We start from the raw sequence: 10,927 nt of genomic DNA, 5'->3' as shown, positions 1-10,927 counted from the left end.
ATCGAGCACTACAACACTCAACGCCGCCACAGCGCACTCGGCGGACTCCCGCCGGTCAGCCGCCTGGCACCAACCTGATGGCCGGGTACACCTAGGCCGTCGGGAGCAGCCCGCGTGCGGCGGCGAGGGCGACGGCCTCCGTGCGACCGCCGGCGCCGAGCTTCGCGAGGATGTTGCTGACGTGCACGCTCGCGGTCTTCTCGCTGATGTAGAGCTCCGCGCCGATCTGCCGGTTGGTGCGCCCGGCCGCCAGCAGCGCCAGCACCGACTGCTCGCGCGGGGTGAGCACCGCCGCGGCGTCGACGATCCGATGGCCGGGGAGCTCCAGCCGCCCGCGCCGGGCCAGGGCCTCCACCGCCGCGCGCAGCGGTGCCGCCCCCAGCCGGACGGCGACGTCGTGCGCGGACCGGGCCTCGACGGCGGCGCCGGCCCGGTCGTCGGCGGCCAGCAGCGCCTCGGCCAGCCGCCACCGTGACCGGGCCTCCTCGTAGACGTGCCCGAAGCGGAAGGCCTCCGCCGAGGCCCGCCAGAGCTCCGGTGCGGGGTCTCCGGCCAGCCGGGCCGCCTCCGCCGCCACCCGCGCCTGCCAGGCGGTCGCCTCCACGCCCATGGTGTCGCCCCACCACCGCCGGTAGGTGTCGACCGCGTCGCCGGCGAGGCCGACCAGCTCCTCGCCCGCCGCGACCCAGCGCTCCGTGCCACCGGCGTCCCCCGCCCGCCGCGCCGAGGTGGCGGCGTCGACCACGGGGGCCAGGGCCGTGCCGGCCAGCCGGAGCACCCCGAGGTGGTCGTCCTCCCACTCCTCCCGCAGCCGCCGGCAGGCCGCGCGGGCCACCTCCAGGGCGGTCTGCGCGTTCCCCTGCCACGCGGCCAGGTCGATCTCCGACGCGGCCGTGACGAGGTCGAGCAGGATGTGGGCGCGCAGCCGCGAGACCAGCCCGTGGGCCCAGTCCAGCCGCTCGCGCGCCCCCGGATCACCTCGGCCGACCATGACGAGCAGTCCGGCCGCACGCACGTGGGCGGCGATCTCCGGCACGCGGGCCAGCAGGTCGGCCTCCGCGAGGCTCGCGTCCCAGTTACCGGTCATGTACAGCGCGGTCACCTGCAGGTGCCGCAGCTCGGCCGCGTAGTAGGACCAGTCGCTGCCGCGGTCGTGCGCCCGTCGCGTCCCGCGCCGGGTCCAGCCCAGCGCCTCGTCGATCCGCCCGGCCTCGAAGGCGACCGTGGCGAGGTTGTACAGCGCCCGCATCTCCACGTCGAGGTCGCCGGACCGGCGGGCCCGCAGCAAGGCCTCGTCCAGGCGGGCCCGCACCCACTCCGGATCGGCCCCCGGCTTCGCCCGCAGCTGGGTGACGGCGATGTCGGACCACGCGCCGTCGAGCCCCAGCGCGTCCGCCGCCGCGAGCGCCTCCTCGACGGCGGCCTCGGCCTCCTCGATCCGGCCGACGGCGTAGCTCATCCGCGCGTGCGTGGCCGCCGCCCAGGTGCGCACCTCCGACGGCGGGTGCGCCGGCACCAGCGCCATCGCCGCCGTGCTCTCGCGGTGCGCCCCGAACTCGTCCTCGACGCGCACCATGGCCTGGGCCAGCGTGTAGTGCACCCGGGCGCGCGTCTCCGCGTCGGCCTCCGGCCCGAGCACCTGGAGCGCCGAGCGCAGCAGGGCGACGGCGCGGTGCAGCTCCCCCGCCGTCCGCGCCGCCCGAGCGGTCTCCAGCAGCAGGGCGGCCTGGTCGCGACCCGCGCGCTCGGCCGCGTCGGGCACCGCCGACCAGAGCGCCAGCGCGGACTCCAGGTGCTGCAGCTGCTCGGCCGGGGCGCCCAGGCGACGGGCGTCGGACGCCGCCTCCAGCGACGCGCCGAGCGCGCCCGGGAGGTCGTTGCTCTCCCGGGCGTGGTGGGCGCGCTCCGCGGCCGTGCCGGCGTCCCGGTGGGTGGCGAGGTAGCCGGCGATCGCGGCGTGCAGCCGCACCCGCTCCCCGGGCAGCAGGTCGGCGAGCACCGCCTCCCGCAGCAGCGCGTGCCGGAACCGGTAGCGGCCGTCGTCGGAGACCACGAGCAGGTGGTGGTGGACCAGCTCGGCGAACGCCTGCTCCAGCTCGTCCGGGGAGATCTCCCCGACCGCCGCGAGGAGCTCGTGGCGCACCCGCCGGCCGGCGACGGCGGCCACCCGCAGCACCCGCTGGGCCGCGGGCGAGCGCTGCTCCACCCGGGCCAGGAGGACGTCGGTCAGCGCCAGCGGCAGCCGCTCGCCGTGCAGGCCGGCGGCCAGCAGCTCCTCCGCGTAGAACGCGTTCCCCTCCGCCCGCGCGACGACGTCGTCGACGTCGTGCTCCGGGAGCCCGCCGGTCCGGCCGGCGAGGTCGCGCACCAGCTCACCGAGGGCCCGGTCGGGCAGCGGGGCGAGGTCGACCCGCTCCACGCCCGGCAGCCGCACCAGCTCGGCCAGCAGCGGGCGCAGCGGGTGCCGGCGGTGCAGGTCGTCGGCCCGGTAGGAGGCGACGACGACGATCGGCTCGTCGGTCAGCCGGGCCAGCAGGTAGCGCAGGAGGTCGCGGCTGGAGCGGTCGGCCCAGTGCACGTCCTCGAGCACCACCAGCAGCGGGCCGTTCGCGGCCAGCTCGCACAGCAGCCCGGCGACCGACTCGAACAGCTGGAGGCGGCCGTCGTCGACCGGCGGCGGAGCGGCCCGGTGCCGGAGCGGGCCGCTGAGGTCCTGCCCCTCCGCGGGGGGCCGCACCGGGACGACCGCGCCCGGCCGGCCGGCGATCAGGCCGGTGAGCACCGGGTTCTCGCGCGAGGCCGGCACGAGGTCCGGATCAGCCGCCACCGGGCGGAGCAGGTCGACGAACGGCAGGTACGGCAGGCCCACGTCACCGAGGTCGACGCAGTGCCCGGTGAGCACCCGCAGACCGCGCTCGGCTGCGTGCCGGCCCAGCTCGCGGAGCAGCCGGGTCTTGCCCACGCCGGCGTCGCCGGCCAGCAGCGCCGCGGACGCCCGCCCGCCGACCGCCCGGTCGACGTGCGCGAGCAGCCGGGCGAGCTCCTCGGTGCGGCCCACCAGCGGGCCGTCGTCCCAACGTGACACGTCAGCGATCGTGGCACGCGGGGGTGACGGTCCGGGCCGTCCGGCCACCCGTCCGGGTGCGCTCAGCGCGAACGCCGGCGCCGGGAGAACCACGGGCCGCGGCGGGTGCGGGTGCCCTGGCCGCTGGCCATGAGGACCTCACGGCGATAGGCGAGCTCGGCGTCCATGCCGGGGTTGGGGTAGTGCTGGTTCATGGTGTTCCTCCTCGTCGGTCTGACGAGGAGGACGCTCGTGCTGAGGGGGCTCTCCCGGCATCGGGCGACCACGCAGGTCTGCCGGGTCCCCGGCGTCTGAGGCCCCTTACGACGACGACGGGCCCCACCTGAGGTGGGGCCCGTAGAAGTCGAGGTCCGGACCGGATGACGGCCGCCTCGCGGCGAGATGCACAACGCGGCTCCAGGCCCCCGACCGAGGTCGGGGCGGTAGTCCGTGAAGGCGTAACCAAATGGCACCCGGGGGCACGATGCACCCGGCCCGGACACTGTCGAGGCTACCCGTGCGCCCCTGCCCGACACCCACCCGGCGGCAATTTTCCGGACCGTTCCCTCCCGGCCGCGAGCGTCCGGCCCGCCGCCCTCCGTGCCAGACTCCGATCGTGGCCGACCTCTCCGACGACGAGGCCCGCGTGCTCGCCGCCGTCGACGAGCAGTGGGCGGTCGACCGGCTCTGCGCGCTGATCGCCGTCCCGTCCGTCGGCGGCACCGCCGCGGAGAGCGAGGCGCAGCACCTGCTGGCCGACTGGCTCGAGGAGCTCGGCTGCGCCGTCGACCGGTGGCCGATCGACCTGGCCGAGGCCGCGAGCGCCCCGGACGCCCCGGGGCAGGAGGTCGTGCGCACCGAGGCGTGGGGGGTCGTCGGCACCGTGGGCGGCGCGGGCCGGCCGGCGCTGGTGCTGGCCGGGCACACCGACGTCGTCCCGCCCGGCGACCCGGGCCTCTGGGCCGGCGACCCCTTCGTCCCCCGCGTCGCCGACGGCGCGGTGCACGGCCGCGGCGCCTGCGACATGAAGGCCGGCGTGGTGGCCGCGCTGGCGGCGGTGCGCGCCCTGCGGGCGGCGGGCGTCCGCCTGGCCCGCCCGCTGGCGGTGCACGGCGTCGTCGGCGAGGAGGACGGCGGGCTCGGCGCGTGGGCCACCCTGCGCCGCGGCCACACCGGCGACCTGTGCGTCATCCCCGAGCCGACCGCGCAGGCGGTCGTCACCGCCGCCGCCGGGGCCCTCACCTTCCGGCTGGAGGTCACCGGGCACGCCGCGCACGCCGCCATGCGCGACCGCGGGGTCAGCGCGGTGGAGCTGTTCGTGCACGTGCACGCGGAGCTGCTCGCCTTCGAGGCCGAGCGGCAGCGGGACGCCGACCCCCGCTTCGGCGACGCCCGCTTCCCCCACGGCCTGTCCATCGGCCGGGTGCGCGCCGGCGACTGGGCCAGCTCGGTGCCCGACCGGCTGGTCGCCGAGGGCCGCTACGGGGTGCGCGTGGGCGAGCCGGTGGAGGCGGCGAAGGCGGCGCTGGAGAGCCGGCTGGCCGACGTCTCCGCCGGGCACCCGTGGCTCGCCGACCACCCGGTGCGGCTCACCTGGACCGGCGGGGCGTTCGCCAGCGGGCAGCTGCCGGCCGGCGCACCGCTGCTGCCGGCGGTGCGGCGGGCCGTCGTGGACGCCGGCGGGCCCGAACCGGCCGAGCGCGCGGTCGCGGCCGGCACCGACCTCCGGCTCTACGCCGCGGCCGGCATCCCGACGCTGCACTACGGGCCGGGCGACCTGCACCTCGCGCACGGCCCGCTGGAGCAGGTGCCGATCGCCGAGCTGGTCACCGCCGCCCGTGCCCTCGCCCTGCTGGCGCTGCGCACCTGCGGGGCGGCCCGATGAGCGGCCCCGTCGGCTTCGACGCCTGGGCGGCGCTGGCCGGTGACTCCCCCACCTCGCGCACCGAGTGGGCGGCCCTCGTCGCCGCGTGGAGCGAGCCGCACCGCCACTACCACGACCTGGCGCACCTGGCCGCGGTGCTCGGCCTCCTCGACGGGCTGACCGCCGACGTCGCCGACCCGGACGCCGTCCGGCTGGCCGCCTGGTACCACGACGTCGTCTACGACCCGGAGCGCCCGGACAACGAGGAGATCAGCGCGGCCCGGGCGCAGGCCGGGCTGCGCGGCCTGGTGCCCGACGAGCGGGCGGCGGAGGTGGTCCGCCTGGTCCGGCTCACCGCCGGGCACGACCCCGAGCCGGGCGACGTCAACGGAGCGGCGCTGTGCGACGCCGACCTCGCCGTGCTGGCCAGCCCGCCGCAGGCCTACGCCGGGTACGCGTCGGCGGTGCGCGCCGAGTACGGGCACCTCTCCGACGACGACTTCACCGCCGGGCGGATCGCCGTCCTGGAAGGGCTGCTCGCCCTTCCCCGGCTCTACCGGCTGCCTGTCGCGGCGGCGTGGGAGCCGGTCGCCCGGGCCAACCTGGCCGCAGAGCTCACGCTGCTCCGGGCGCGCCCTTCCGCCGGCGGAGACCGGCCGCCAGCAGCCGGCTGAGCAGCTCCCGGGCGCCCACCGGGAGCGCCCCCGCCGCGACGGCGATGTCGTAGAGGTCCTCCGGGACGTCGTAGTGGTCGCCCTGGAACGCCCGGCGCGGGATGCCCAGCTCCGCCGCCACGAAGGCGTGCAGCTCCTCGTAGCTCACGTCGCTCACCAGGTGCGACCACCTCCGCCCCCGCCAGGGCCACACCGGGAAGTCGATCAGCACGGCCACGGGGAGCAGTCTGCCCGGCTCCGGCTAGCGTCTGCCGGGTGAACAGGGAGATCCGCTGGGGAATCGTCGGGCCGGGCCGCATCGCGGAGAACGTGGTGCGCGACTTCGGGCACGTGCCGGATGCGCGGGCGGTCGCCGTCGCCTCGCGGTCGCAGCAGCGGGCCGACGACTTCGCCGCCCGGCACGGTCTCGACCGGGCCTACGGGTCCTACGCCGAGATCCTGGCCGACCCGGAGGTCGACGTCCTCTACGTGGCGACGCCGCACCCGCAGCACCACCCGATCGCGCTGGCTGCCCTCCGCGCCGGCAAGGCGCTGCTGGTGGAGAAGGCGTTCACCGCGACCACCCCGGGAGCAGCCGAGGTCGTGGACCTGGCCCGGGAGACCGGCACCTTCGTGATGGAAGCGATGTGGACCCGGTTCCAGCCGGCCGTCGTCGCCCTGAACGAGCTGGTCGCCGACGGCGCGATCGGCGAGGTGCGCTCGGTGCAGGCCGACCTCGGCGTCGCCCGGGAGTACGACCCGCTGGACCGGCTGTTCGCGATGGAGCTGGGCGGGGGCGCGCTGCTCGACCTCGGCGTCTACGTCGTGTCGTTCGCCCAGATGCTGCTCGGCACCCCGCAGCGGGTGGTCGCCACCGGCGCGCTCTTCCCCTCGGGGGCCGACGCCGACGCCGCGCTGCTGCTCGACTTCGGCGACGGGCGCACCGCGTCCCTCAGCACCTCGCTGCGCACGGCGCTGCCCGGCCAGGCCCGGGTGTTCGGCACGGCCGGCTGGATCGACGTCCTCCCCCGCTTCCACCACCCCGCGACGATCGTGCTGCACCGCGCCGGCGCCGAGCCCGAGACGATCACCCGGCCGCAGACCGGCGGGGGCTACGCGCACGAGCTGATCGAGGTGACCGGGTGCCTGCTCGCCGGGCGTACCGAGAGCGCCGTCATGCCGCTGGCCGACACCCTCGCCGTGCAGGACGTGCTCGGCCAGGCCGCCGAGCAGCTGGGCGTGCGGCACGCGGAGGCGGTCGGCGTCCTCTAGCGTCCGGCCGGCTCGGGCGCCGGCCAGGCGAGCCCGGTGGCCTGGTCGGCGGTGGGCACGCGGGTCGGCGTCCCCCCGGCCCGGCGCACGGCGTCGGCGAACAGCACCGCGTCGATGACGGCGGCGCAGCCGGGGTCGTTGTTGAAGTACACGAGGACGTCGGAGTCGCCGTAGGTCGCGACCAGCCGGTCCGCCCACAGCTGCAGGGTCTCCGGCCGGTAGCGCCAGTTCTCCAGACCGGTGTGGAAGCGCAGGTAGCCCCAGTCGGCGGTGCGCCACAGCGGCGTCACCGGCTGCTCCATCCGGTCGGCCCAGCACAGGGCCGCCCCGTAGCGCTCCAGCAGCGCCCGCACCTCGTCGGTCCACCACGACTCGTGCCGCGGCTCGACGGCGACCCGGGTGCCGGCGGGGAACTGCGCCAGGCACTCCCGCAGCAGCTCGGGATCGGCCTTCAGGGTGGGCGGCAGCTGCAGCAGGATGGTGTCCAGCCGCTGCTCCAGCCCGGCCGCGCGGCCCATCAGCCGGGCGACCGGCTCCTCCGGCTCGCGGAGCCGCTTGATGTGGGTGAGGAAACGGCTCGCCTTGACCGCCCACCGGAAGTCCGGCGGGGTGCGCTCCCGCCACTTCACGAAGGTTTCGTGCTCGGGCAGCCGGTAGAAGGCGGCGTTGCTCTCCACGGTCGCGAAGTGCGTGGCGAAGTGCTCGAGCCAGAGCCGCTGCGGGAGCTTCTGCGGGTAGAAGGCGCCACGCCAGTCGCGGTACTGCCACCCCGAGGTCCCGATGATCACGTTCACGGGGAGCCGCCTACCCTCCGCAGTCATGGCTGACGCACCCGCCCGCTTCAAGGACCTCTGCCTCGACGCCAACGACCACCACGCCCTGGCCGACTGGTGGTGCGCCGCGATCGGCTACGTCCGCCGCGACGAGCTGGAGGACGCGCAGACGCCGGAGGACGACGAGCCGCGCCCGCACGACTGGCCGATCCCGATCGTGGATCCGGCCGGCGAGGGGCCGCTCATGTGGATCGTCCCGGTGCCCGGGCCGAAGACGGGGAAGAACCGCATGCACTTCGACGTCGTCGGCGAGACCTGGCCGCTGCTGTCGGCCGGCGCCACGATGGTGCGCGAGCAGGACGACGAGATCGAGTGGAGCGTCCTCGCCGACCCCGAGGGCAACGAGTTCTGCGTCTTCCCGTCCGAGTGACCGAACCCCTGCGCGACCTCGCGACGACCCGGCTGGCCGCGCTCTGCCTGAACCGGCGGGGACGGCCGCGGGGACTCACCTACGACGACCACCTCGTCCGCGGGGCGCTGATCCTCGACCTGGCGGTCTGCGGCGCCCTCACGGACACCGAGGACGCCGTGGAGCTCGACCACGGGGTGGCGGCGGTGCACGGGCTCGCCGACGTGGCCGCGGAGGCGGACGAGGGCGACACCGGGCTGCAGCGGTGGCTGGACTGGGGACGGCTCGGGTTCGACGAGTGGGCGGGCCGGCTCGTGGCGGCCGACGTGTGGCGGCTGCGCCCGTGGTCGCTGCGGTACCCGTTCCGGAGCTTCGAGGACCTCCAGCGGGAGCGGACGGAGGCCGACCGAGCCACGGAACGCGACGGGACGGAGACGCCGCGGCGGCTCGTCGTCCTGGCGCTGGGGTCGGTCAGCGGGCTGCTGGGACCGATCACCGGACCGCCGTCCTGGGTGCTCGACGGTCTGGGCGAGGCACGCTGGGCCGGTGAGCTGGTGGTCGAGCGGCTGACGGAGCTGCGCGTCCGCATGCGCTCCATCGGCCGCGCCGTCGACTGACCGGCGACAACCCGACCTGGTCCCGGATCGACGATCCGCGAGTTCGGGGAAGTAGCGGCCCGGACGGCGTTACAGGCAGCAACTTCCCCGAACTCGTCGCCCTAGCGGTGCCCGGAACGCCGACAGGGGCGGCCCCGCGATGCGGGACCGCCCCTGCCGGGCAGTGCTGGTGGAGCTGGACTCAGAAGTCCATGCCCGCCATGCCGTCGCTGTTCGGCATGGCCGGAGCGTTCTTCTCCGGCTTGTCGGCGATGACGGCCTCGGTGGTGAGGAAGAGCGCCGCGATGGAGGCGGCGTTCTGCAGCGCCGACCGGGTGACCTTGGCCGGGTCGATGATGCCGGCCGCGACCAGGTCCACGTACTCGCCGGTGGCGGCGTTGAGGCCCCAGCCGGTCTCGGAGTTGCGGACCTTCTCCGCCACGACGCCGCCCTCGAGGCCGGCGTTGATCGCGATCTGCTTCAGCGGGGCCTCGAGCGCGACGCGCACGATGTTGGCACCGGTCGCCTCGTCGCCCTGGAGCTCGAGCTTGTCGAACGCGACGGCCGTGGCCTGCGCGAGGGCGACGCCACCACCGGCGACGATGCCCTCCTCGACGGCGGCCTTGGCGTTGCGCACCGCGTCCTCGATGCGGTGCTTGCGCTCCTTGAGCTCGACCTCGGTGGCCGCGCCCGCCTTGATGACGGCGACGCCACCGGCCAGCTTGGCCAGGCGCTCCTGCAGCTTCTCGCGGTCGTAGTCGGAGTCCGACCGCTCGATCTCGCTGCGGATCTGGTTGACCCGACCGGCGATCTGGTCGGTGTCACCGGCGCCCTCGACGATCGTCGTCTCGTCCTTGGTGACGACGACCTTGCGGGCGCGGCCGAGCAGCTCGAGGCCGGCGGTGTCGAGCTTGAGGCCGACCTCCTCGCTGATGACCTGGCCACCGGTGAGGATGGCGATGTCGCCGAGCATGGCCTTGCGGCGGTCACCGAAGCCCGGGGCCTTGACGGCGACGGACTTGAAGGTGCCGCGGATCTTGTTCACGACCAGGGTCGCGAGGGCCTCGCCCTCGACGTCCTCGGAGATGATGGCCAGCGGCTTGCCCGACTGCATGACCTTCTCCAGCAGCGGGAGCAGGTCCTTGACCGAGCTGATCTTGCTGTTGACCACGAGCACGTACGGGTCGTCGAGGACGGCCTCCATGCGCTCGGCGTCGGTGACGAAGTAGGGCGAGATGTAGCCCTTGTCGAAGCGCATGCCCTCGGTGAGCTCGAGCTCGAGCCCGAAGGTGTTGCTCTCCTCGACGGTGATGACGCCTTCCTTGCCGACCTTGTCCATCGCCTCGGCGATGAGCTCGCCGATGGCCGGGTCAGCGGCGGAGATCGACGCGGTGGCGGCGATCTGCTCCTTGGTCTCGACGTCCTTGGCGGTCGAGAGCAGGTACTCCGAGACCGAGGCGACGGCGGCCTCGATGCCCTTCTTCAGGGCCATCGGGTTGGCGCCGGCGGCGACGTTGCGCAGACCCTCGCGCACGAGCGCCTGGGCGAGCACGGTGGCGGTGGTGGTGCCGTCACCCGCGACGTCGTCGGTCTTCTTGGCGACCTCCTTGACCAGCTCGGCCCCGATCTTCTCCCAGGGGTCCTCGAGCTCGATCTCCTTGGCGATGCTCACACCGTCGTTGGTGATCGTGGGGGCGCCCCACTTCTTCTCCAGCACGACGTTGCGGCCACGGGGGCCGAGCGTCACCTTGACGGCGTCGGCGAGGGTGTTCATCCCTCGCTCGAGGCCGCGGCGCGCCTCTTCGTTGAACGCGATCATCTTGGCCATGTGGTGATGTCCTCCGAGCGTGGATCGCTGCACGGCCGGGTTGGTGCCCGCGACGGACGACACCAGTGGCGTGGACGCTCCTTCGGTCCACCGACCGGTGCCTCACCGTTCCGACCTGATTGGCACTCAAAGGGTACGAGTGCCAGAAACGAGTCTGGCACTCGACCCCGGGGAGTGCAAGAAGTGGCGGAGGCCCGGTCCCCCTAGCGGGGAACCGGGCCTCCGGTGCTGAGCTGTGTGCCGTCAGGCGCCGCGGACGGCGTCGGCCTGGGGACCCTTCGCGCCCTGGACGACCTCGAACTCGACGCGCTGGCCCTCGTCGAGGCTCTTGTACCCGTCCATCTGGATGGCCGAGTAGTGGACGAAGACGTCCTGCCCGCCGTCGACGGCGATGAAGCCGAAGCCCTTCTCGGCGTTGAACCACTTCACGGTGCCCTGTGCCACGTGTGCTCCCACGAACGTGTGTGC

12 protein-coding genes are annotated in these 10,927 nt (G+C 75.0%); 6 read left to right on the top strand and 6 right to left on the bottom strand.

The window, feature by feature from the left end; all coding sequences use genetic code 11:
- Positions 1-78: integrase core domain-containing protein (locus BD833_RS23095; RefSeq protein ID WP_166534606.1), on the top strand; the 78-nt coding region annotated here is incomplete at its 5' end.
- 13 nt (positions 79-91) lie between these two features.
- Here the strand turns inward: BD833_RS23095 and BD833_RS23325 are convergent.
- Positions 92-3,085: a helix-turn-helix transcriptional regulator gene (locus BD833_RS23325; RefSeq protein WP_166534589.1), complete on the bottom strand. Its 2,994-nt coding sequence runs from the start codon at positions 3,083-3,085 to the stop codon at positions 92-94.
- 62 nt (positions 3,086-3,147) lie between these two features.
- Complete coding sequence (locus tag BD833_RS23320) at positions 3,148-3,279, bottom strand: hypothetical protein (protein WP_279536031.1); 132 nt, start codon at positions 3,277-3,279, stop codon at positions 3,148-3,150.
- A 401-nt stretch (positions 3,280-3,680) separates the two neighbouring features.
- Between BD833_RS23320 and BD833_RS18360 the strand changes: the two genes are divergently transcribed.
- On the top strand, positions 3,681-4,949 hold the full coding sequence (locus BD833_RS18360) for an ArgE/DapE family deacylase (protein WP_166534588.1): 1,269 nt from the start codon (positions 3,681-3,683) through the stop codon (positions 4,947-4,949).
- A complete protein-coding gene (locus tag BD833_RS18355; protein ID WP_166534587.1) occupies positions 4,946-5,602 on the top strand; it encodes an HD domain-containing protein in 657 nt (218 codons plus the stop codon). Before BD833_RS18360 ends, BD833_RS18355 begins: the two co-directional genes overlap by 4 nt.
- On the opposite strand, the gene BD833_RS18350 is transcribed toward BD833_RS18355, so the two are convergent.
- Positions 5,544-5,819 (bottom strand): DUF4031 domain-containing protein, encoded by a 276-nt coding sequence (locus BD833_RS18350; protein WP_166534586.1) that lies wholly within the window; start codon positions 5,817-5,819, stop codon positions 5,544-5,546. The two genes, BD833_RS18355 and BD833_RS18350, sit on opposite strands and share 59 nt — an antisense overlap.
- A gap of 38 nt (positions 5,820-5,857) precedes the next feature.
- Between BD833_RS18350 and BD833_RS18345 the strand changes: the two genes are divergently transcribed.
- Positions 5,858-6,853, top strand: coding sequence for a Gfo/Idh/MocA family protein (locus BD833_RS18345; RefSeq protein WP_166534585.1), 996 nt, complete (start codon positions 5,858-5,860; stop codon positions 6,851-6,853).
- On the opposite strand, the gene BD833_RS18340 is transcribed toward BD833_RS18345, so the two are convergent.
- The gene (locus BD833_RS18340; protein WP_166534584.1) at positions 6,850-7,647 is read right to left on the bottom strand and encodes a DUF72 domain-containing protein; all 798 of its coding nucleotides are present in this window, start codon (positions 7,645-7,647) and stop codon (positions 6,850-6,852) included. The genes BD833_RS18345 and BD833_RS18340 overlap by 4 nt on opposite strands.
- Before the next feature lie 25 nt (positions 7,648-7,672).
- On the opposite strand from BD833_RS18340, the gene BD833_RS18335 reads away from it, so the two are divergent.
- The gene (locus BD833_RS18335) at positions 7,673-8,056 is read left to right on the top strand and encodes a VOC family protein (RefSeq protein WP_166534583.1); all 384 of its coding nucleotides are present in this window, start codon (positions 7,673-7,675) and stop codon (positions 8,054-8,056) included.
- Positions 8,053-8,652 (top strand): hypothetical protein, encoded by a 600-nt coding sequence (locus BD833_RS18330; RefSeq protein ID WP_166534582.1) that lies wholly within the window; start codon positions 8,053-8,055, stop codon positions 8,650-8,652. The genes BD833_RS18335 and BD833_RS18330 overlap by 4 nt, the downstream gene beginning before the upstream one ends.
- A gap of 181 nt (positions 8,653-8,833) precedes the next feature.
- On the opposite strand, the gene groL is transcribed toward BD833_RS18330, so the two are convergent.
- Together groL and BD833_RS18320 are read right to left on the bottom strand one after the other, a co-directional pair.
- Positions 8,834-10,459: a chaperonin GroEL gene (gene groL, locus BD833_RS18325; protein ID WP_166534581.1), complete on the bottom strand. Its 1,626-nt coding sequence runs from the start codon at positions 10,457-10,459 to the stop codon at positions 8,834-8,836.
- 243 nt (positions 10,460-10,702) lie between these two features.
- Complete coding sequence (locus BD833_RS18320; protein ID WP_166534580.1) at positions 10,703-10,903, bottom strand: cold-shock protein; 201 nt, start codon at positions 10,901-10,903, stop codon at positions 10,703-10,705.
- Between the last annotated feature and the right edge of the window lie 24 nt (positions 10,904-10,927).

Origin of the sequence: Blastococcus xanthinilyticus, assembly GCF_008124835.1 — a bacterium.
In the GTDB taxonomy this organism is placed as follows: domain Bacteria; phylum Actinomycetota; class Actinomycetes; order Mycobacteriales; family Geodermatophilaceae; genus Blastococcus; species Blastococcus xanthinilyticus.
The sequence above is the reverse complement of the archived record's forward strand: the minus strand, read 5'-3'. Positions and strand labels throughout refer to the sequence as shown.